Source organism: Sphingobacterium shayense, from assembly GCF_013179575.1.
Classification (GTDB): Bacteria; Bacteroidota; Bacteroidia; order Sphingobacteriales; family Sphingobacteriaceae; genus Sphingobacterium; species Sphingobacterium shayense.
Map to the genome: position 1 here is coordinate 1 of NZ_JABMCQ010000052.1, position 23,952 is coordinate 23,952.

General features: G+C 39.0%; 18 protein-coding genes. 11 read left to right on the top strand and 7 right to left on the bottom strand.

Annotated features, from left to right (window positions below):
• Positions 1-140 precede the first annotated feature (140 nt).
• Positions 141-845, bottom strand: a complete 705-nt coding sequence (locus tag HP439_RS08260; protein ID WP_172389866.1) for an RNA-guided endonuclease TnpB family protein — start codon at positions 843-845, stop codon at positions 141-143.
• A gap of 236 nt (positions 846-1,081) precedes the next feature.
• Between HP439_RS08260 and HP439_RS19710 the strand changes: the two genes are divergently transcribed.
• From HP439_RS19710 to HP439_RS08285, 5 genes are all read left to right on the top strand, one after another.
• Positions 1,082-1,297 carry a transposase gene (locus HP439_RS19710; protein WP_216657798.1) on the top strand — a complete coding sequence of 72 codons (216 nt, stop codon included), beginning with the start codon at positions 1,082-1,084 and terminating at the stop codon, positions 1,295-1,297.
• Positions 1,298-1,518: 221 nt separating this feature from the next.
• Positions 1,519-2,043 carry a sigma-70 family RNA polymerase sigma factor gene (locus HP439_RS08270; protein ID WP_172389867.1) on the top strand — a complete coding sequence of 175 codons (525 nt, stop codon included), beginning with the start codon at positions 1,519-1,521 and terminating at the stop codon, positions 2,041-2,043.
• Between the two features lie 136 nt (positions 2,044-2,179).
• Entirely contained in the window at positions 2,180-3,268 is a 1,089-nt protein-coding gene (locus tag HP439_RS08275; RefSeq protein WP_172389868.1) for a FecR family protein, read from the top strand.
• A gap of 21 nt (positions 3,269-3,289) precedes the next feature.
• Positions 3,290-6,313 (top strand): SusC/RagA family TonB-linked outer membrane protein, encoded by a 3,024-nt coding sequence (locus HP439_RS08280; protein WP_172389869.1) that lies wholly within the window; start codon positions 3,290-3,292, stop codon positions 6,311-6,313.
• A 12-nt stretch (positions 6,314-6,325) separates the two neighbouring features.
• Positions 6,326-7,975, top strand: a complete 1,650-nt coding sequence (locus HP439_RS08285; RefSeq protein WP_172389870.1) for a RagB/SusD family nutrient uptake outer membrane protein — start codon at positions 6,326-6,328, stop codon at positions 7,973-7,975.
• A 102-nt stretch (positions 7,976-8,077) separates the two neighbouring features.
• On the opposite strand, the gene HP439_RS08290 is transcribed toward HP439_RS08285, so the two are convergent.
• Complete coding sequence (locus HP439_RS08290; RefSeq protein ID WP_172389882.1) at positions 8,078-10,372, bottom strand: GH92 family glycosyl hydrolase; 2,295 nt, start codon at positions 10,370-10,372, stop codon at positions 8,078-8,080.
• A gap of 694 nt (positions 10,373-11,066) precedes the next feature.
• On the opposite strand from HP439_RS08290, the gene HP439_RS08295 reads away from it, so the two are divergent.
• The 3 genes from HP439_RS08295 to HP439_RS08305 all read left to right on the top strand — a co-directional run bounded on the left by HP439_RS08295 (position 11,067) and on the right by HP439_RS08305 (position 14,730).
• Positions 11,067-11,792: a TetR/AcrR family transcriptional regulator gene (locus tag HP439_RS08295; RefSeq protein WP_172389871.1), complete on the top strand. Its 726-nt coding sequence runs from the start codon at positions 11,067-11,069 to the stop codon at positions 11,790-11,792.
• 477 nt (positions 11,793-12,269) lie between these two features.
• On the top strand, positions 12,270-14,300 hold the full coding sequence (locus HP439_RS08300) for a M3 family metallopeptidase (RefSeq protein ID WP_172389872.1): 2,031 nt from the start codon (positions 12,270-12,272) through the stop codon (positions 14,298-14,300).
• A 91-nt stretch (positions 14,301-14,391) separates the two neighbouring features.
• Positions 14,392-14,730, top strand: coding sequence for a DUF2853 family protein (locus tag HP439_RS08305; RefSeq protein ID WP_172389873.1), 339 nt, complete (start codon positions 14,392-14,394; stop codon positions 14,728-14,730).
• A 228-nt stretch (positions 14,731-14,958) separates the two neighbouring features.
• Here HP439_RS08305 and HP439_RS08310 read toward each other — a convergent pair whose 3' ends face one another.
• Positions 14,959-15,630, bottom strand: coding sequence for a CDC27 family protein (locus HP439_RS08310; RefSeq protein WP_172389874.1), 672 nt, complete (start codon positions 15,628-15,630; stop codon positions 14,959-14,961).
• Positions 15,631-15,922: 292 nt separating this feature from the next.
• Between HP439_RS08310 and lon the strand changes: the two genes are divergently transcribed.
• Positions 15,923-18,382 (top strand): endopeptidase La, encoded by a 2,460-nt coding sequence (gene lon / locus HP439_RS08315; RefSeq protein WP_172389875.1) that lies wholly within the window; start codon positions 15,923-15,925, stop codon positions 18,380-18,382.
• A gap of 170 nt (positions 18,383-18,552) precedes the next feature.
• Complete coding sequence (locus HP439_RS08320) at positions 18,553-19,050, top strand: ribonuclease HI (protein WP_172389876.1); 498 nt, start codon at positions 18,553-18,555, stop codon at positions 19,048-19,050.
• A gap of 75 nt (positions 19,051-19,125) precedes the next feature.
• Here HP439_RS08320 and HP439_RS08325 read toward each other — a convergent pair whose 3' ends face one another.
• From HP439_RS08325 to HP439_RS08340, 4 genes are all read right to left on the bottom strand, one after another.
• Positions 19,126-19,506 carry a hypothetical protein gene (locus HP439_RS08325; protein ID WP_216657797.1) on the bottom strand — a complete coding sequence of 127 codons (381 nt, stop codon included), beginning with the start codon at positions 19,504-19,506 and terminating at the stop codon, positions 19,126-19,128.
• A complete protein-coding gene (locus HP439_RS08330; protein WP_172389877.1) occupies positions 19,506-20,084 on the bottom strand; it encodes a DJ-1/PfpI family protein in 579 nt (192 codons plus the stop codon). Before HP439_RS08330 ends, HP439_RS08325 begins: the two co-directional genes overlap by 1 nt.
• A gap of 22 nt (positions 20,085-20,106) precedes the next feature.
• On the bottom strand, positions 20,107-20,667 hold the full coding sequence (locus HP439_RS08335; protein ID WP_172389878.1) for an NADPH-dependent FMN reductase: 561 nt from the start codon (positions 20,665-20,667) through the stop codon (positions 20,107-20,109).
• 106 nt (positions 20,668-20,773) lie between these two features.
• A complete protein-coding gene (locus HP439_RS08340) occupies positions 20,774-22,963 on the bottom strand; it encodes a glutamine synthetase III family protein (protein WP_172389879.1) in 2,190 nt (729 codons plus the stop codon).
• Positions 22,964-23,365: 402 nt separating this feature from the next.
• Here HP439_RS08340 and HP439_RS08345 point away from each other — a divergent pair.
• Positions 23,366-23,952: SIMPL domain-containing protein (locus HP439_RS08345; protein ID WP_172389880.1), on the top strand; the 587-nt coding region annotated here is incomplete at its 3' end.

A 23,952-nucleotide genomic window follows, 5' to 3' on the forward strand; every position in this document is an offset into this window, starting at 1 on the left:
CTAGAAGGAATTGAGGCAGCCACTGGAAAGGACATTGCAATTGAAGTGGTCAAATATCTAGAACGGCAATATGCAGTAAAACAGGCCGCAAGACCGGCAACGGTAAAAAGAAAAGTCAAGAAAGAAAGTAAACTTTAAAATCAAAAGGTCGAATATTGTTGATTAGGTATTCGACCTTTTGTCTTACGAGAAAGATGTTTTTGTGCTTTTGCTAGTTCTTTTTCATATTTCTTTGTGTATTTGTGGTTTTTAAATTTAACGCCCCCAGAAGTAATAGCAAAGTCTTTCAAACCTAAATCTATTCCACAGGCAGCACCCGTCTTTTCTTGGGGTTGATAGTGTTCTTCTAATAGTATGGATACAAAATATTTCCCTGTTGGCGTTTTACTTACAGTACATTTTCCAATCTTACCCTTTACTTCACGGTGACTATTTACTTGAATAGCTTTTTTAAACTTTGGTGCGCAAAACAGCCCATTTTCAAGTTTTGCAAATTGCGGAATAGTGAAACTGTTCTTTTTCCTCTTCGACTTAAATCTTGGAAATTTAGCGTGACCACGATAGAAATTCACGTAGCCAGCGTCTAAAGATTTCAAAGCTGACTGTAAAGATTGGCTATTGACTTCTTTAAGCCAGATATTTTCGTTAGTATTCTTTAATGCTATGAGTGTTGCTGCCTGTATATAGTAATTATCAGATTTTTTACCTGCTTGATACTGGGCTTGTTTTTCATTTAAAAAATGGTTGTAAACATATCGGACACAACCAAAATGCTTATCCAACAACACTTGCTGCTCTTGTGTGGGTTGAAGTTCAAATCGATATGTCCGAATAATTGTCTTCACTATACTATTAAATAACCCGCCCGGGTGAAATTAATTAAGAAATAATAGGTAATATTCTGATTAAGACACTGGAATTCAGCAATCTTAATATCGCAAAACAATCCGTACCTCTATCAAAGGCAGCAAATAATTAGCTAAATATGTTAGTAATCATTAACTCATTTAATATTAATTATTTTCTAAGTGTTTGAATCAGATTTAGACCACATACATTTTCTAATTCGTTATGTCCACGTCTGTCAATTACTTCTATTGTTCGTAAGTTAAAGCACGAGTCTACTTACCCTATCCGACATTCAACTCATAAGCCATTCTTATCTAAACATTTTTGGAAAGAACATACTTTCTGGTCAGATGGATACTTGGTTTGCTATATTGATGAGGCATCTCCTGAGACCATTCGTGGGTACATACTCTGGTCAGGGGGTAGTCACTTACATCCCACAGGCTAAAGACCTATCGGTTTTACGCTCTGTTTTATAAAAACAGTAGGAAATGATCTTTCTGACCAACGAAAAGCGACGAATGACGGTACAACAATGTATTTGATGTGGTTTCTTTTGTCAAAACACAATAATTTATTTTGCAGCCGTTCTAAAAGACTCAGATTTCATAGAAGCATCACACAAGCTTAACCACGACCATACATTCGCAATTTAACTTTGACCTAAATATGGAGCATATCAAAGGATTGAAAGAAAATCGGGATGTTGTCTTTAAAGAAGTATATATACAATATCACTCTCAAATTTACAGTTTCATAATACTACGTACTAAATCAGAGTACATAGCTGAGGAGGTAACCCAGCTCACCTTTATTAAATTATGGAAACAAAGAGAATTATTACGTGAAAACCTGCCTCTCAACATACAACTCTTTGGAATAGCAAGACAGGTGATGATTGACCTTTTAAGAAAGGAGGCTACACGTTTTAAGCATGAAGGTCTAACTGCAACCACTCCATTCACAAACTGCCTAATACATGCTATTGAAAGTAAAGATTTACTCCATCTTTTACAAAAAGACATCCAAAATATGCCTAAAATGCGACGTACAATATTTGAACTCAGCAGGAATAACGGATTAACTCATAAAGAAATCGCCAAATTGTTTTCCATTTCTCCAAAAACAGTAGAACACCATATCGGCAAAGCGCTCGGTCAACTAAAACAGCACCTATATTCGATTATGCTCTGATTATTCATAACGCATCACATAAACAATCCTGCTGTCCCAGCATACTACCGTAGCCTCATCTTCAATACCGGACTGTCTCTTAACTTATTTAAAAAAACAGACTAGGGTATGGTACGCTGAGCCACGTAATATAAGTATGAGGTTCGCAAAAAGAAAACGTAGAAAGTCTCGCCATGAGACTACGGCTAAAATTTATCGTAAACAAATTCTGTGGAACAACCCTTCGATCGTCGAGGAACTATTTTCAGATTCCCAATGGATCAACCAAACTCAATCTGACATAAAAAAAGTACCCTCCAAAAAGATGGAGGAAGAGATTGTGAAAAAATTGTCCGAGATACAAGCTGAAGACCGTAAAAAATTAAGCCGGAACAATACTATGCATTTGTTATTAAGCTATTCTTCTGTCGCATGTCTCGTATTATTTATCCTAATCGGCGTAAACCAATATCACAACCTAGACAATCAAAAACAAAAGATAGCCGTTATTGATCACGCTAGGGAAAAACATTGGCATGAAACATCAAACACACAGGATACCACGCAAACACTATACCTGCCTGATAGCTCCATGGTAGTTCTTTATCCCAACACCTGCATTAAATATATCGTATCAAACTATAACAATGCCCGAGAAATACACCTATTTGGCAAAGCACTTTTCAGCGTAAAAAAAGATAAGACGCGGCCGTTCAGCGTGTACGCCGGCGGAACGAAAACGACAGCACTAGGTACTAGTTTCACCGTCGATACACAACAGGAGAACACACTTACCTCTGTGGAGCTCCATTCAGGTAAAGTCGTTATAGTTTCTACTGCACCAACAGCTGGTTTTACTAATGTCTACCTGACCCAAAAAGGGGATCGTCTGACTTTTGATCGCAATACCAATCAAGTTCAACAAAAAACCAAAGCAAGAAAAACCAGAACAAGCAAACCGCAGCGAAAACTCACCTCCTTCCAAGACGCACATCCTAAGAGAGGTACGATTCAAATTGACAACCAACCCATTATCGAAGTACTAGTCGAACTAGAAAAAGCATATCAAACGAGAATCCAAATTCTGGATAATACCATTGCTAAAATCCAATACACAGGTATAATTGATACCGAAAGGGAAAGCTTAACAGATGTGCTAGCTGTCATTTGCCTTATTAACGACTTGGAATATTCTATAAATGACCAGTCAGGCTATACCTTAACACGTAAAAACATTAAGAAATAAAAATCTATAATTAAAACGACCATGTTTAACAACACGCATCAACTGACAAAAAAATTGCTGTTGGCGATTTTTTTCGCTGCAATGGCGGCGCAAGCAAATGCCCAGCAAGATCAAGTAAAAGGAGCGACGCAAAATGAACTCGGTGAATTCCTTTCTGGGGTAAGTATTAAAGCAACCCATCAAGGAACAAACCAGAGTTTTAGCACAAGCTCTTCGGACGAAGGACTTTTCAACTTCCGAAACCTGCCCAACGGAGGACCTTACCAGTTTATCTTTAGTTACGTTGGTTACAGCTCCGACACCCTATCCGGCTACCAAATTCAACAAGATAAACCGATCGCCCTTAGCATAAAGTTGCAGCAGCTAGCTACTGCTATCGATGAAGTTGTAATCGGCTATGGAAAAGTCTCTCGCAAAGATGTTACGAGTTCCATCACGACGATTAAAAGCGACGACATGAATCAAGGTGTATTCACGAGTCCCGCCCAATTGCTACAAGGAAAGGTCCCGGGCTTAACCGTTTCATCCAACAATAGTAATCCGAACGCCACCCCATCAGTTACCTTGCGCGGCTCATCTACCCTTCGTGTTGGTGAAGCAATGGAGCCCTATTACGTAATTGACGGAGTCCCTGGTGCTTCATTAACTTTGGTGGCGCCAGACGACATCGCTAGCATCGATGTACTTCGTGACGCCTCTGCCACCGCAATATATGGATCCAAGGCAGCCAACGGTGTGATCATTGTCACTACTAAACGCGGACACAGTGGACAGACTAGCATTAACTACAGTGGATATGTGGCAATAGATAAAGTAGCAAAGCACTATCAAATGATGGACGGTGATCAATATAGGACGTTTATTAACAACCATGGATTCTCAATGGAGCCTACAGATGATTTGGGCGCAAATACGAATTGGCAAAATGAAGTGCAACGAACTGGAGTATCCAACAATCACAACATCTCGCTAATTGGTGGTAGTGAATCAACACAATACAGTGCTAGTGTGAATACTTTAAAAAACAATGGAATTATCAAAGGGACAGATATGGGACGTCAAATCGGAAGAGGTTTTGTGCAAACCAAAGCTCTTGATGATCGACTGAGTGCATCATTTAATCTAAACACAAGCATTACTAAGCAAAATGACGTGCTTGCTCTTGGAGACGGTGTAAGTGTTTACGATGCTATGTACTATTTTTTGCCAGTATCTCCTGTGAAAAATGAAAATGGAAGCTGGTTTGAAAAATCGGATCGTTCACAATATGTAAATCCCGTTTCGTTAATTAAAGAAAATACGAACTTCACCAAAACGAAGGTCATCCAAGCGCATGCAAAATTGGCTTATAAGATCATCCCAAGTCTGACCTACAACATCGACTTGTCGATGCAAAATAGACAAATTAACAACTCTCAATATTACACTAGCGCTTCTATGGCGGCCCGCAATCAAAATGGAAAGTCTATTCGTGCAGCAGTCGAAGATGATCGCAAAGTTTTAGAAATGAATTTAGCTTATGACCACACTTTTAATCAACTTCATAAATTATCAGCACTTGCTGGTTATTCTTGGGAAGAAAATAATAACGACGACGGTTTTCAACTAACGACCTCGGATTATTACGATGATGGTTTAAGCTATTACAATCCGGGAATGGCGAATGTCGTCGACTTACTTGGCTTTGGCAACTACTACCTTTCAACTCTGCGAATGATCTCCGTATATGGGCGGGTAAACTACGCCTACAATAGCAAATATTTATTCCAAGCGACTATCCGACGAGACGGTTCTTCCGCTTTTGGTAAAAACAACCGCTGGGCGACCTTTCCGTCAATATCTGCAGCATGGCGAATATCGGAAGAGCCGTTCATGCAAGAATCCGTTTTTAACGATTTAAAATTACGTGCAGGATATGGCGTGAGTGGAAATTCGATGGGATTCGATGTTTTTACTGCCCGACAAGTTTATGGTGCCACATCGAGTTTTTACACCAATGCATTAGGTGATCAACTGCGTACATTAGCCGCTCTTCGCAACGCGAACGAAGAGTTGCGTTGGGAGCGCACTGGAATGATCAATCTAGGTGTTGACTTCGCGTTACTTGATAATCGCCTAAGCGGTACGGTTGAAATTTATGACAAAAACACAACAGATTTAATCTATGATTATGCTGTATCCACTACAAAGTACTTATACGGGTCGTTAACAGCAAACGTGGGCGAAGTGAACAACAAAGGTATCGAGATCACACTAAATGCGACCCCCGTAAAATTGACAGACTTCAGTTGGAGTACTGGAATTGTCGCATCACACAACAAAAACGTCGTCAAGGGTATTTCGAATCAGGAATTTTCAGTCGATTATGTGGATCTTTCCGATCTAGGCGGAGCGGGACAAAGTAGCGCTTTTCAACAACGTCTGTTGGAAGGTGCACCGATCGGCCAATTCTACACTTGGGAATGGGCCGGTTACAATGACGATGGAATCTCCACATTCTATGTTCGTGACGAAAACACCGGGGATCGCACTGGAGAAACCACTATTACTCCAACTTTCAAGGATAGAGCTGCTACAGGCAGCGGTCAACCGACCTTCACACTAGGATGGAATAATAACTTGGCCTATAAAAACCTGGCTCTAACCGCCATGTTTCAAGGCGTTTTCGGTAACAAGATTATGAACGCAACAAGAGCGCGCCATTCCAATGTCGTTGGAAACGCGGGGCAAAAGAATCTCCTCGCTAGCGTTATCTCTACGGAAAAAATGACCGACATCAATGCCCATTACCTGTCCGATAGATACCTAGAAAAAGGTGACTATCTGCGTTTAGCCAATCTGTCACTATCCTATAATCTTCGCGATATCTCGACTCAAATCAAATCAATGCGAATTTACGCGAGTATAAACAATGCCTTTGTAATTTCAAGTTACAAAGGCTTGGATCCCGAAGTTGATCTGGGGGGATTGACCCCAGGAATAGATAATCGCCAAATTTACCCACGAACCCGCACATTCATGTTTGGTGTAAACTTTACTTTATAATCAAAAAAAACTATGAATACTTACAAATTCGCCTTCTATATTTCGACAACTATTCTTGCTACCACCCTTTCTTCTTGTACCGATTTAGATGTAGATATTAAATCGCAGTACACCGAATTTCCGACAACCGAACGAGCGGCCGAAGCAATTTCAGCTGACGTTTACGCTGCCTATCGCGGTGCATTAGGTTACAACCATTGGATGTCACAAACATTAAGTTCCGACGAAGCAGTTAGCCTCGCGTTAGGTACCGATTACTATGACGGCGGTCGATTTCGAGAATTGCATGTTCACAATTGGACAGCCGACAATGGCATAATTCCAGGCATGTGGAACGACGCTATGAATGGCATAAATTTATCCAATAATGTGCTTGCGATATTCGGCGATGATCAAAGTGACGCCGCAGCACCGATGCGCGCAATGCGCGCTTTCTATTACTTCATTTTGATGGATAATTTCGGTGATGTCCCGTTAATTACAAGCAAAGTGGATCAAATACCGGAACGATCCTCTCGCGCAGAAATATGTCATTTCATCGAATCCGAGCTACTTGAGGTCCGCGATCGGCTACCGAATGAAGTGACCGTCGCAAATTACGGGCAAGCTACGCGGTATATGGCGGACGCTCTTTTAGCTAAGCTTTATTTAAATTGGGCAGTATACACCGCCTCGAACATCGCGGCATATACACCCGAAGCCAGCAATGCTAAATTAGTCGATGTAGTGGCAATGTGTGACGACATCATCCAATCAGGGTTTTATAACGTAACCAGTCACAGATATCTCGAAAAATTCCGGCCCGATAACGGACCGCAAATTAAGGATTTTATTTTCGCGGTTCCCTACGATCGTGAAAAGCAACAAGGAATGACCTATTCTCGCTATTGGATTCACCGCAGCGGCCAAAATCAGTTTGCCTCCCTCCCACAGAGTGTCGCAGGCACCTTGCGTGTATTACCAGCTTTTCTTGAAAAGTTTAAATTAGAGGGGGACCAACGAAATTCTATCTATATCGGCGGCCTACAATATTATTGGTCTGATTACGCGCCAGATTTAAACCGGCCGTTTTTGATAACAACATCTAAAAAAGGGATTGATCAAGATTACAATGGCAATGATGCTAACGAAACTTTCCAATGGCATTTAGAAACAACTAAAGAGATTTCCCTTCGTCCCGATGGAGGACCAACACTGAATGGAGGAAATGACTTAAAAGGACGTTCTATGGGTTATCGATCCGTTAAATTTTATATGGATGTTAACGTCACCTCCGCAAACAACCGTAACCAAAGTAACGACGTGCCAATATTTCGCTACGCGGATATTTTACTTATGAAGGCGGAGGCTATTTTACGTGGAGCACCAGCCACTAATGGAGAAACGGCTAAATCACTTATCAATCAAATACGTAACTACGTGGGAGCGCCGGAGTTAACAACGGAACCTACCCTCAATGATTTGCTCGACGAACGTGCGCGAGAGTTCGTAGACGAATCTTGGAGACGAAATGACTTAATACGTTTCGGGAAATTTGAAGATAATTGGGGATTTAAATCATTATATTCCGCTGGTTTTTCAGAACGATTTCGACGAATTTTTCCGCTACCAACGAGTGTTCTTAATGTCAATACGAACTGGAGTCAAAACCCCGGTTATTAAAAGAAGCGATCACTCGAACCGCTAGAAAAACCTTTCCTTAAAAACTAAGGCCGTATCAATCTAAGATTGTTACGGCCCTTATGTTCTATTAGGTGTCCAAAACTATTTCTTGTTGGGGTTGCTACTCATGACATAGGTTAACGTACCACCAGCTATAATTTCTGAATGCTTTATTTTAAAATCAGTTATCGGTTTTCCGTTTAATTCCACCTTCTTGACGTAAACATTCTTCTCACTTTGGCCAATGGCTGCGATCTTAAAGGATTTGCCCTCTCCAAGATTAATAGACGCCGATTTAACCAGTGGACTACCGATCCAATATTCGTCAGATCCAGGACTAACTGGATAAAACCCTAATGAGTTAAAAATATACCATGCGCTCATCTGTCCACAATCATCATTTCCACCCAGTCCATCGTGACCAATATGATACTGATTTTCCAATATCATGCGAATACGAGATTGTGCTTTCCACGGAGCATCGGTGATATTATAGAGATATACAACATGATGTGAAGGTTCATTGCCATGTACGTAATTACCAATAATTCCCTCTCTTGTAATATCCTCTGTATTGGCAAAAAATTTATCTGGTAAATGCATTGTAAATAAAGAATCTAAATAGACTTCTAATTTCGTCTTTCCGCCCATTATTTCCATTAGCGCTTTCGGGTTGTGCGGTACGTAGAGGCTGTAATTCCATGTATTACCTTCGATAAAACCTTGCCCATGTGTTTCCAAAACATCAAACTGTTCCCTAAATTTGCCCTTTGTGTCTTTGGGGCGCATAAACCCAATGCTAGGATCATATACATTTCTCCAGTTCTCCGACCGTTCACTAAATGTCTTGTAGACATCCTCAACGCCTAAGTGTTTGGCTAATTGCGCTATACACCAATCATCATACGCGTATTCTAATGTATTGGATACAGAGGTTCCCGACACTTCGTCTGGAACATAACCCCGGTCAATATACTCTCCGATACCTTCATAATTACGTGTATTTGCTGTTTGGACGCATGCAGCCAAAGCTGCGTGAGGATCTCCTTTGTAAACACCCTTTAATATTGCATCGACTACAACAGATACAGAGTGATACCCACTCATACACCAATTATCATTCGCATAATGTGACCAAATCGGAAGCATCTTCAAAACACTTTGATCATAATGCGCCATCATTGATGAGATCATATCGGCGTTGCGCTCTGGATTTATTAAATTAAGATAGGGATGAAATGCCCTGAACGTATCCCATAACGAAAAAGAAGTATAGTTGACAAAACCATCTGCCTTATGAGTCTCGTAGTCGAGCCCTTTATATTCTCCGTTTACATCCATGTATACGGTTGGCATGAGAGCCGCATGGTACATCGCAGTATAAAAGTTTATATAGTCGTCCTCTCTTAGCAAATCAACTTTGATCTTTTGTAATTCATTTTCCCACTTTTGTTGTCCCGCGTCTTTAACCCTATCAAAATCCCAATGTGGAATTTCTGCTTCCATATTGGCGAGAGCATTACTCATACTTACAGGGCTTATCGCTACCTTCATCTGCACCTGCTCTTGGTCTTCGGTATCGAAATCAAAATGCATCGTTATTTTCTGTCCCGCTATGTCGGGAAAATTTTCGGTTTGATTAAATTTACGCCAAAAACCTTTATATGGTATTTCTTCTCTATCAGAAGACGAACCATAATTTTTGAAAGCTTTAGAAAATGTTATCGCGAAGTAAATGGTTCGTGTACGCGCCCACCCGCTACTTTGAATATAACCTGTTGCGACCGAATCGTTTAAAACTCTAAATACCGTCCATATATTCTTTTGGTCATAATTATAAATACCCGATTTCAAATCGATAATAATGTGCGATTGATCAGATTTGGGAAACGTATAACGATGAAACCCCACCCTATCTGACGTTGTTAGTTCTGCGGTGACTTTTGGATCATCCAACATAACTTTATAATAATTAGCCTCCGCCGTTTCGTTACTATGAGAATACGCCGATCGATATCCGGTTTCCGGTCTTTCCGCGGTTCCCGGATTAAGCTGCAAGTCCCCAACTGTTGGCATCACTAATAAGTCTCCTAAGTCAGAATGTCCAGTTCCACTGAAATGGGTATGGCTAAAACCAACGATCGTTGGATCATCGTACTGATAACCTGCGCAATACCGATAAACCTCTCCATTATACTTTCCGTCAACAGCATACGGTATCGTATCGGTATCTGGGCTCAATTGCACCGCACCAAACGGTACAGTCGCACCTGGAAATGTATGTCCCATCTTTGCTGTCCCAATAATTGGTGAAACATATTTCACTAATTCGTTGTTCTGCGCGGAAACCATTAAAGGCAGGATAAGGACCACCAGAGATGTTAAAATTTTGTTCATCATAGTTTTGAAATAAAAACCTGCATGCTCCATTTCGGAGATAAGTAGGTAGTAAATTTAAAGTAAAATTTTCGGGCAAAAAAACTAATAATCTGTAAATATCGGAAATAGGATGGTGTTCGTCTGATTGCACCTTATGCGTCAAAGAGATTTGCTAACTACAAAGAATATTCTCATGCAATCATTGTCGAACGTAGCAAATCCTTTAAAATGCCGATTAGGTCGTTATGAAGAATCGCAGTTATACGGCTTATATGAAAACACAAAATGTGAAAGGAAAACTAGTTCTCTATTGCTTCCGAAATTGCAAAATAGACACTCTTTTTGTAAATAGACGATGAAAACTGTAAGGTAATAGAGCATACCAAAAAAGTTACACACATTTATTCAACTTATTTGTTGAATAATTTATTGGGTTTCCTCTCAGTTGGAAGATAATTATTCTTCAAATATTCCTATTAATTATAGGTTCAATAAACCAATACAAACAGTGAAATAACCAAGAATATAATATTCAAGACGAACAAATAGACTAAAATTATTCCAATTCAACCGTAGCAAAAATAACACCCATAAAAGTCTAATAAACAAGGTATGCAAATGAAAAAAAATATTAAAAAGAATTTGATATATAAATAAAAATTTACCAATTTTATATCGAACTATTTTAATCACAAAAAAGACAAAGTCTACTATGGCACGTAAAAAAAAGGAATCTGCTCAAGGAACTGAAAGTATCCCTGAAAAAAAAACAAGAAAAGTAGTTGCAGGACCAATTAGAGATAAAGAAAAAACAAAACGCAGGCTGGTTGCTACCGTGGGAAAAGTATTACAAAAATACACCTATTCAGGACTAACAATAACTAACATTGCGAAAGAATCTGGTTTAAACCCGAAGTTGATATATCTTTACTTTGGAAACCTAGATGGTTTGATACAACAGTACATCCTTGAAAAAGACTTTTGGTCTCCGAAATCTAGAACACAATTAGCAGAGCTTGTTGAGGCTCCTCATTTAATCGGAGCGACGGAAACCAATGAAGTATTCCAAGGCCAATTCGACACTTTCTTAAAAGACAAAACTATCCAGCGCATAATCCATTGGGAAATGGGAATGAAAAACAAACTCCTCAGAAAGGTTGCCGATGATCGAGAAGAGTTAGGCGAACACTTACTATCTTCGCTAGATAGCAAATTTAAAGGTTCTGACGTGGACATTAGAGCAACACTCGCAATCATCCTAGGAGGGATATACTATTTAACGCTACACGCTAAGAACAACGGGAGTACCATAGGCGGTATAGATATCAATGAAGATGCGGGAAGAGAACGTATTGAAGAAGCGATTGAACGAATTATTCGTCGCGATTTTAAAGACGCGGAAGAGCAGCTGGCAAAAAAAACTACAAAGAAAAAATAAAAGCGTATTTCGTACCAACATCAGTGACACAGCTTCAGCTATATCATGTCCTCATAAAGCAAAAACTTTCTGAGGACATCTTTATTAAAAGACAAGAATATGATTCAATAATCTCTAGACCCATTCCCAAGCATTATATGTTTCCAGTTTAATCACATAACAAAGTTATTGAACTAAAATCACCTAAATAGACGCTCAACGTCTATATAATTCTCCTCTTAGACACAAGTGGCAAAATCGAACCACTAATCCGTTAGAACCCAGAATACAATTTACAGATTCTAATGATATAATAAAAAACAATAAATGGTGATTACCAAGCCCTGAGCCGGCTACCAGTTTCTCCAAATCAGTTTTATAAATCATCATGCCCGCTAGACTTTAAGGAATAGCGCTATTAATTCTAGTAAAAAAACATTACTTCGTTTTCGACAACTATCTCGCTTGGAATAAAACAAAAAATAGTAATTTTATGGTATGAGTATTTTAAATCAAAAATTCAACACGGTACACGATTCTGCACCGTTTTCTCAAATAAAAGTTACGGATTATATTCCTGCATTTGATAATGCAATAGCCAAAACAAAAGCCGAAATTGCTAAAATAACAGAAAACAAACAGGACCCCTCATTTGAAAACACATTAGAGGCGATGGCCTATTCCGGCCTGGAACTGGATCGCATTTCTAATATTTTCTTCAATCTACATTCCGCAGAAACCAACGACGAACTAGACAAATTAGCACAAGAAATTGCGCCAAAATTATCCGCACTATCGAATGACATAACGTTAAATTTCGAGCTATTTGAAAGAATAAAAAAAGTATATGATCAACGTGATTCTTTTTCGTTAAATCCCGAAGAAGCTACACTTTTAGAAAAGTCGTACCGGAACTTTGTACGTAATGGGGCTCTGTTGAACGATGAGGAAAAGAAAAAGCTTCGGAAGATTGACGCCGAATTAGCTGTTTTAAAATTAAAATTTGGTGAAAATGTACTTGCAGAAACCAATGCTTATCAGTTGCATATAACCTCTCAGGAAGACCTTAAAGGACTTCCCGAAGGAGCGATAGAAGCGGCCAAAGGAGCGGCAGAATCCCTTGGAAAATCCGGCTGGGTGTTCACACTTGACTACCCCAGTTACATTCCATTTATAACCTATGCCGATAACCGTGATCTACGCAAAGAAATAACCCTAGCCGCAGGTAGAAAGGCATTTCAAAACAATGAACATAACAACGAAGAAAATATTCTCAAAATAACAAATCTAAGACACCAAAGAGCCAATCTCTTAGGATATCCGACGCATGCACACTTCATACTTGAAGAAAGAATGGCTGAAAATCCGGACAACGTAAACGCTTTTTTAACGGATCTACTCAACAAAGCAAAACCAGCAGCTCAGCGGGAATTCAAAGAGCTGTCCGATTTTTCACAAAGAATACAAGGAATTTCTAAACTCGAAAAATGGGACGGCAGTTATTTCTCCGAAAAATTAAAACAAGAACGATTCGACTTAGATGACGAACTTTTGAAACCTTACTTTAAACTAGAAAATGTTCTAAACGGTGCATTTTTAATAGCCGAAAAATTATTTGGTATACGTTTTATAGAAATCGATAACATCGATAAATATCATCCAGAAGTGCAAACCTACGAAGTAATCGACGACAATCAAGATCTGGTCGCGGTATTCTACGCCGATTTTTTCCCACGAAAAGGAAAACGCAATGGTGCTTGGATGACCTCATTCAAACCACAATATATTCAGGATGGTATAAAACAATGTCCTCACGTTTCCATCGTATGTAACTTTACGAAACCCACGGTCACGAAACCCTCATTGCTTACATTCAATGAAGTAACCACGCTATTCCATGAATTTGGGCATGCACTACATGGTATTCTCGCCAACACGACCTACCCTACCCTTTCAGGAACTTCCGTATATTGGGATTTTGTCGAACTGCCCAGCCAAATTATGGAGAACTGGTGCTACGAAAAAGAGGCGCTAGAACTATTTGCTAAACACTACCAGTCAGGCGAAATGATCCCGATGGAATTAATCGCTAAAATTAAAAAATCTGCGTCTTTCCTCGAAGGGATGGCTACACTACGACAGCTCAGCTTTGGTTTACTTGATATGGGTTGGCATGGAAAGGATCCTAAAAATATCAATAGCGTAAAATCATTTGAGTCCGAAATATTCGAATCTACCAACCTATTTCCAGACGTCGAAGACAACGCGATGAGTCCCGCGTTTTCACATATCTTCAACGGGGGATACTCTTCAGGATACTATAGCTACAAATGGGCTGAAGTATTAGACGCTGACGCGTTTTCGTTTTTTCAACAACATGGGATATTTAGCCGACATGTTGCAACTTTATTTAAAGATAACATATTATCTAAAGGGGGAACAGAACACCCAATGGAACTATATAAACGTTTCCGCGGACAAGAGCCCACTGTGGACGCGTTACTAAAAAGAGCCGGCTTGATCGACTAACTTTTGTTAAGAAATTTAACGCAGATGCTTTCTTTTTAAAGAAAATCCTGATTAACTTTAAGATATAATCATTAAATATAAAAAAGCAATTATGAGTAAATTAGAAGAAAAGATCGCTGCATATGTTGCAGAAGCAAAAAAACTAAATCTAGCACTTGATGAAAAACTGATAGCTGCAGTTTCAAAAGGACTAGGCCCTTCGATCTATAATGCGGATGCAGAAACTGTTGCGGGCTCTGATAAAGCAGAACTCGATCGTCTAAAAAGTAATTTTCTAATTAAAAAACTAGGATTGAAAGATAGTCCTGAGCTAGACAAAGCGATTGAAGAGGTTATCGATCAGATAGGAAAATCAAACCGCAACAAGTATCGTGCAATTGTATATGCACTTTTAGTAAAGAAATTCAAGAAAGAGGGCGTTTACTCCTAATTTACATTACATTTTTTAAACACAATATCTCGGAAATATTATAAGTGACAGGAAAATAAAAATTTCCATAATACAATAAAGGACAGATCGTTTTACTCTGTCCTTTACTTTTCTACTAAAGCTTAAAAGTGACTCTGTATTTAGAAAAAAATAAAAAAGCGATTAGATTCTACAACCGGAGTTACAGAATTTAATCGCTCAAAATAAATACCTTTCTACTACGTCTACTTATTTAAGGTTATCGCGGTAGACTTTCGCTTTTTTTACCTCCGTCTGGATATCTTTTCTCGATGCGTCATAAGTCAAGACCTTTTCGTAATCAGCAACAGCCTTATTATACGCGTCGCTAGCCTTAGCTTTATCGTAATTATCAGTACCGCTAGTACCTAACAAAATACCCAAATCACGATAAGCGATAGCCCGATTTTGGTACAATTTCGAATCGTTTGCAGAAATAGATATGGCTTTGCTAAAATCTTCAATTGCGGTCTTCAACAACTGTTCTTTCGCAGAATTACCTAATTTTCCATTTGGCGCAACAGCTAGATTATTGCTTGCCTTTGCTTTGTAGTAATAAGCCGAAGTATGGTTAGCATCCAATCCGATTACCTTCTTAAAGGTTTCAATTGCACTTGTATACGCCCCATTATGGAATTGTGAATATCCTAGCAAATATTGCACATCCGGATCATTTTCTTCTGCAGGCAACGCTTTTTTAAGGTGTGTCGCCGCAGCTTTAAAATCTCCGTCTAACAAAGCTTTTTGGCCTAGGCGTACATTCGGGTTACTATGCTGTTCTTGATCTTGCGCCTGCACGGTCAAAGTCAACAAAGCTAAGGATGCCGATGCTAAACCTAATTTCATCATTCTCCACGGGTTATTCAAAATTCTACGTTTCATATATACTAATTTATTCTTTCTATTAATTAACTCACACTATCACTCTTTGATATAAATTTCAAGCAAATAGTTTAACTATGCAATCTGAAGTTATAAACATTTCCACATTTTATAACGAAAGCCCGCCAAATTTGCATCATTAACGTACCTCATCACTCGGATAATAACTTTATTAGCACAAATAGTACCAATTTTCAAAGTTGGCACCGCTCTTGCAATTATAGCGTTAATTATTTATTAACGGGAAAACAAACTTAAAATCTGACATTTTGTCGGATCAACATATATATACATGAACAAAAACGACACATTCGACATAAATCAAGTCCTTTCTGTCATTAACGAAGAAACGGAATTTTTTCCGCTACTTAGTTCACAAGACGAGGAAGAAATGAGCAAAGCTGATATTCCAGAAATCCTACCTATTCTCCCCCTACGTAATACTGTACTTTTTCCTGGTGTAGTCATTCCGATCACCGTTGGTCGAGATAAGTCAATCAAGCTAATTAAAGAAGCTTATAAAAACGACCGTACAATAGGTGTAGTATCCCAAAAAGATATGACCATCGAAGAACCGACGGTCGACCAACTTCATCGACTGGGTACCGTTGCAAATATCATCAAGATATTGCAAATGCCGGACGGCAATACAACGGTCATTATTCAAGGGAAGCAAAGGTTCAAAATCACATCTATGGTCTCTACTGAGCCTTATCTAAAAGCGAAAGTAGAACGTGTCCCTGAGGATAAACCAAAAGTGTCAAATCGGGAGTTTAAAGCTCTTATTGCATCAATAAAGGAGCTTGCTTTACAAATTATACAGTTATCACCTAACTTGCCGAGTGAAGCTGGGCTTGCTATTAAAAATATAGAAAGCCACACGTTTTTAGTGAATTTTATCTCTTCGAACATGAGTCTAGAGACGGATCAAAAGCAAATATTGCTCGAGACCAAAGACTTTGTTAAAAGAGCGAAAATATTACTTGAACACCTTACTACAGAGATACAACTTCTTGAGTTAAAAAATCAGATACAGAATAAAGTTCGCGTAGATCTCGACAAGCAACAGCGAGACTATTTTCTCAATCAACAACTAAAGACCATTCAAGAAGAGCTTGGTGGCAATAGCCCTGATTTAGAACTACAGGAATTAGATAAAAGATCTCGTTCGAAAAAATGGCCTATAGATGTTAAAAAACATTTCGACAAGGAGTTAGAAAAACTGGCTCGCATTAATCCAGCAGCGGCCGACTATTCCGTTCAAATTAACTATTTAGAACTCCTATTGGATTTACCATGGGGAGAGTTTACTAAAGATAATTTTGACCTGAACCGTGCAACGAAGGTTCTCGACAAGGATCATTACGGCCTTGATAAAGTTAAACAACGCATTATAGAGTATTTGGCCGTCCTTAAATTGAAGAACGATATGAAGGCACCGATTCTCTGCTTGGTTGGCCCTCCAGGTGTCGGTAAAACTTCTCTTGGGAAATCTATTGCAAAAGCGTTGGGTAGAAAATACACACGGATGGCTTTAGGGGGCGTGCGAGACGAAGCCGAAATTCGTGGCCATCGTAAGACATATATTGGCGCAATGCCGGGTCGCATTATACAATCTTTGAAAAAAGCTGGTGCTTCAAACCCTGTGTTTGTACTTGACGAGATCGACAAATTAGGCTCAGATTTTAAAGGTGACCCTTCTTCCGCCTTGCTTGAGGTTCTTGATCCAGAGCAAAATACTAATTTCTATGATCATTATGTAGAAATGGAGTATGATCTATCGAAGGTTATGTTTATCGCTACGGCAAATTCCTTAAATGGTATACAGCCTGCATTATTAGATCGAATGGAAATCATCGAGGTTAATGGATATACAATAGAAGAAAAAATAGAAATAGCAAAAAAACACCTATTACCTAAGCAGCTTGAGGTTCACGGTCTAACCAAAAAGTCAGCTACGCTAAGTAATAAAATTATTGAGAAAATCATTGAAGAATATACAAGAGAGTCTGGTGTCCGAGGATTGGAAAAGAAAATAGGATCGATTGTACGTGGTGTAGCGACAAGGATTGTAATGGAAAAAGAATACAATCCTAAGGTTGACAGCGCGTTGACTGAAGAAATATTAGGCGCTCCGATATTCGACAAAGATCTCTACGAAGATAATGAAGTAGCTGGTGTAGTGACGGGACTTGCTTGGACATCAGTAGGTGGTGATATTTTATTTATTGAATCGAGCTTAAGCCCAGGTAAAGGCAAACTTAGTCTAACAGGTAATCTAGGAGACGTGATGAAAGAATCGGCTGCGATCGCTATGGCATACCTTCGTTCTCACGCTGATCAATTTGGAATTGACTATAAAATATTTGACAAATGGGATGTCAATATCCATGTTCCTGCAGGAGCAACCCCTAAGGACGGACCTTCAGCTGGTATTACGATGCTTACGGCATTGACGTCGCTCTTTACCCAACGAAAAGTGAAAGAAAAATTGGCAATGACGGGTGAGATTACGCTCCGTGGTCGGGTACTACCTGTTGGTGGTATCAAAGAAAAGATACTAGCCGCAAAACGGGCGAATATAAAAGAGATCATCCTTTGTAAAGCAAATGAAAAAGACATATTAGAAATTAAAGACGACTATATTAAAGATCTTAAGTTTAATTATGTAACTCACATGTCTGACGTCATAAACCTTGCTTTACTCAAGCAAAAGGTAAAAAATGCGAAAGAACTTAACTACACAGCTTAGTAAATACTAACGGAGGGGATCCCCTCCGTTTTTTCCCAACTCAATCTGTTTCTGATTTTCATAACCGAACAACACCATCGGCGTAATACTAGAAATAATTAATAACATCAAACACTAAAATAGCTTCGATAATTCCGAAGCTTCTTAGTTTTATACGTATTTTTGAACCAATGATTGAACTATATACCGATGGGGCATCGAGTGGTAACCCTGGTCCAGGTGGCTATGGCACTATTCTAAGAACGATATACAAAGGCGATAATCCTGCGTTTCAGGGAAAGTTAATAGAGAAAGAATTTTCAGGGGGGTTTCGTAAAACGACTAACAATCGAATGGAGTTATTAGCTGTCATTATAGGGTTAGAGGCACTAAAAAACCTAAATCAGTCAGTCACAGTTTTCTCTGACTCAAAATACGTTATTGATGCAATAGACAAAAAATGGGTCTTTGGTTGGATAAAAAAAGGCTTTGAAGGTAAAAAAAATAAAGATCTGTGGTTACGCCTTATGAGTCTATACGGTCGTCATCGCGTAAAGCTTGTCTGGGTAAAAGGCCATGCTGGTCACCCATTAAATGAACGCTGTGACCAACTTGCAGTTAGAGCTTCCAAAGATAAATTGAACTGGAAAATCGATTCGGTTTTCGAAATGGAGGAGCAAAAAAGCTGATAAAAAGCACATAAAAATTGGGTAGTAAAAATTAATTCACTACCCATGAGATTTTGTATTTTCCTAAACTAAATTCTAGTTCTTTTTTTGTCCTGTTCGGCGAAGAATAGAAACCGCATTAAATTTGCTGGTGTCATAATGAGGTGGATCAATAGTTAGCGTTGTCGGAAAGGGTGCGGACTTGTCAAAGAAATAGATCTTTGTCACGCTCCCGTAGTCGTTTACAGGAAAAAGGTCAGCACACGCATCGAATTTTGCATTGGATAAATCGCCTACAGTGACCGCATACACGCGAATAATGCCTCCTTTATTCTGTTCATTTCGCACGAACGCAACTTGCTTGAAATCACCGGGTAAATCTTCAATACTCGGTTGATTGAATGCCTCCCAAACTCCATAGCCTAATATGATGATCAATCCTATGGCGATCCACCAAAACCTCTTGTTTCTTTGCATTATAATGATATCGTTATACCGAGTAATTTATAAAATTCTTTTAATATTGCTTGATGCCCTGGCCATGCCGGAGATGTTACAAGGTTTCCGTCCACGACAGCCTGATCGGCTGGTATATTTTTCCAAGTTCCTCCTGCGAGCTCAATATCCGGGCCCACCGCAACGTATGCCGTCAATGTCCTACCTTGCAACACACGCGCTGTGGTTAATACCTGAATACCATGACATATTGCTGCAACGGGCTTATTTTTGTTAAAAAAATACTGCGTAAACTCAATAACCTTTTTATTTAAACGAATATACTCAGCAGAACGACCGCCCGCTATATATAGTCCATCGTAATCTTCCGGGTTCACGGTATCAAAATCGAAGTTTATAGCGAAATTATGGCCGCGCAACTCCTTATAAGTTTGATCGCCTGTGAAATCATGTACGGCGGTTGGCACCACGTCGCCCTTTTTTCTTTCTGGTGCAATAGCATGAACTTCAATCCCTACTGAACCCATTGCCTGAAACGGTACCATCGCTTCGTAATCTTCCACATAGTCACCGACTATCAATAACACTTTCTTTGCCATATCTATAAGATTTTTGTATTAATTACATTTGTTCGAGTTTCGCCTTTAACATCCGTTTTGTCTTTCGTACCTTTGCCTCTAGCTGTGCGCGATGTGTTATAGAAACGACACCCTTACCTTGTTCAAAATTTTGATAAAACTCAGGAAGACTAAACGTTTCAAGAATTTCTGCACCATCAAAAGGTAACCGCGCCGTAGCGATATCTAATACACTTTGCCCACCTCGTTTTCCTGGGCTGGTTGCCATTATGAAAAGAGGCTTTCCATTAAATATTTTTCGATTAGGAACACGTGAAATCCAATCATTAATATTTTTATACGCGGCATTGAAATTACCATTATTTTCGGCAAAAGAGATCAGAATGAAATCTGCTTGATCAATCTTATTGACAAATTCTTCGATAAGCACAGGTATTCCGTTAGACTTCTCTCGATCGATCGAAAAGATCGGCACTTCATAATCGTTCAGATCGAGTATTTCAACCGTATCATCACTTTCTTTATAATATTTACTTACAGATGTTACCAACTTTTTATTAATGGATTCTGAACTGTTACTGCCTGCAAATGCTAATATCTTCATATATTAAAATTAACAAAAATATTTCTACTTATAGACCCGCTTTTAATTAAAAAGGCGTCCAGAGATCTGGACGCCATATTTATTATTTGGTGGTTAGTAGCAAACGTTATCTCAAAAACAAAAGTTCACGCAATTTTGGCAACGGCCATTTTTTGTCATCTACAATTTTCTCTAATTTATTGACATGGTAACGTATCTCATCAAAATATGGTTTCACTACTTCATCGTAAGCAATTGCTTTGTCACGGATATCATCAATAACATTCGAAGTCTTACGCGCTTGACGCATTGCTTCTGCTTGCTCTAAAATCAAATTCGTATGTTTAGAAATCCGTTCTACAAGATTCAATTGTGAGCTATACGCTGCAGCGACTAGCCCTATGTCTTTAAGACCTTTAACATTTTCAATCAATTGATTCTGATATTGAAAACACGCTGGAGCAATCTGACTTGTTACTACTTCCTCTATTACGCGGGCTTCAATCTGAAGTTTTTTATAAAAATTTTCTAATAGTATTTCATGGCGTGCTTCTGATTCACGTTTTGAATATATCCCGAGCTTTTCAAACAGTTCAAGACTTTCTTCCTTCACGTAGACATCCAACGCCTTAGGAGTCGATTTGATATTGGACAATCCACGAGCTTCCGCTTCAACCGCCCATTCGTCACTATAACCATTACCTTCAAAACGGATTGCTTTTGAATCTTTAATGTACTTACGTACAACATTCAACAACGCGAGGTCCTTTTTTGTGCCTTTTTTAATCTGTTTATCTACTTCTATTTTAAATTCAATCAACTGCGCAGCAACAATAGCATTTAAAATGGTCATCGGTAATGCCGAATTCGACGAAGAACCGACAGCGCGGAATTCAAATTTATTTCCCGTAAAGGCAAACGGAGAAGTCCGGTTCCGATCAGTATTATCCAACTTCAATTCTGGAATTTTAGGGATACCGTGCCATAAGTTAGCTTCATTTTTAACCTTTTTAGCCACCCGCGCCGACTCAACTTCCTCAAGGATCTCATCTAGTTGTGACCCTAAGAAAATAGAAATAATTGCTGGGGGTGCTTCGTTAGCCCCTAGTCGGTGATCATTACTATGGCTAGCAATGGACGCACGCAACAAATCTGCATTTTCAAATACAGCTTTAATAGTGTTAACAAAGAAAGTCAAGAACATAAGATTGTTCTTCGGAGTCTTACCTGGAGACAACAAATTAACACCTGTATTTGTAATCAAAGACCAATTGTTATGTTTCCCTGATCCATTAACTCCACTATAAGGCTTTTCATGTAATAAAACTTTGAAGTTATGACGCACAGCGACCTGCTCCATAAGATTCATCAGCAATTGATTGTGGTCTATTGCGAGATTTATCTCCTCAAACATGGGCGCACATTCAAATTGAGATGGAGCGACCTCGTTATGCCTAGTTTTCAAAGGAATACCGAGCTTTAAAGCTTCGTTTTCAAGATCAACCATATAAGCAAGAACGCGCTCTGGAATCGCTCCAAAATAATGATCTTCCAACTGTTGTCCTTTTGCAGAAATATGTCCAAATAAAGTACGTCCGGTCATTTGAAGATCCGGGCGGGCGTTGAAGAGAGAGAGATCAACTAAGAAATACTCCTGCTCTATCCCTAACGACGCTGTTACCTTTGAAACAGATTTATCAAAATATTGAACGACTTCAGTTGCAGCTTTGTCAATCGCTGCAGTTGCTTTTAGTAAAGGTGCTTTATAGTCTAATGATTCACCCGTATAAGAGACAAATACGGTCGGTATACATAATGTCTTGCCTGCAACCGTCTCAAAAATAAACGCAGGAGATGAAGGATCCCATGCAGTATAACCGCGCGCTTCAAAAGTGTTACGGATACCACCATTAGGAAACGACGAAGCATCTGGCTCCTGTTGCGCCAACGAGTCGCCTGTAAATTTTTCAATCGCGTTACCATTCTCATCTGGCTCAAAAAATGCATCATGCTTCTCAGCGGTCGTTCCCGTTAGCGGTTGAAACCAGTGTGTATAATGTGTTGTACCATTTTCGATAGCCCAAACTTTCATTGCTTGCGCAATATGATCTGCAATATCTCGCGATACCTGCGAGCCATCTTCGATCAACTGAAGAAGTTCCTTATACGTATTTTTAGAAAGGTAATCTTTCATTTTAGCAATAGTAAATACATTTTTGTTGTAGATACTGGTCGCTTTTAATGACTCAACTTTCTCAACATAATCTAGAGATCGCGAAACTGCTGCCTCTGCTGCTTTAAATCGAAGACTTGACATTTTTCTGAGTGATATTTTATTAATTTATACAGTTACTGGTATTATTTTGATGTAAATGTACGTTATTTTTTAAAAAACAATCAAAAAAAATACAAAAAACATCAATAATTCGCATTTTCCCACCTCAACACCCTCACCAAACATAATAAACCTCAAAAAAGATCGTCCATAACACCATCTCATGTAAAAGAACAGAACTACGCGTGCACATTTAAAATACAACCCCTGTATTCTAATAATACAATGAAGCTTCACGCCTCAAACTATCTATCTACTTAGGAACTTCGTACCTTCCCCCCTCTGTGGAGAACAAAATATGAGAATGAATACGGCATTCGAAAAGAACATATGACTGTAACGTTTACTAAATGTATTCCGTATATTGCATTATATTTTTTTATTATGAGATACAATAGCATCATCATCACGGCAATTGCTGCTGTTGCATTTATTGGATTTGGCTGTATTATAGCTAATGCATATAAGTATAAATACAAAGTGAATAATACGATTAGCGTTACGGGTAATGCGATGAAAAATTTTGAGTCCGACATAGTAAAATGGTCCGCTTCATTTAGTCGCAAGTCAATGGACCTTGCGTCTGCCTCTGAGCAATTACAATCCGATCGCGAATTGGTTCGTCAATTTCTAATAAAGCAAGGAATAGATTCAAAAGAAATCCTTTTTAACGCAGTAAATATTCAACGAGATTTCTCTTATCAGACCGACGGTGAAGGGAAAAGTTACAACACATTTACGGGATACAGTCTTTCCCAAAATGTGAGCATAGAATCAAAAGAGCTCGGTAAAGTAGATAATGCGTCACGCGAAATTTCCACTTTAATTTCCCAAGGGGTCGAGCTCAGCTCCAATTCGCCAAACTATTATTATTCGAAGTTAGAAGATCTTAAACTCGAACTTATATCACAAGCTTCGAACAACGCGAAACAACGAGCACACAATATCGCATCGGAAGCGGGAAGTTCACT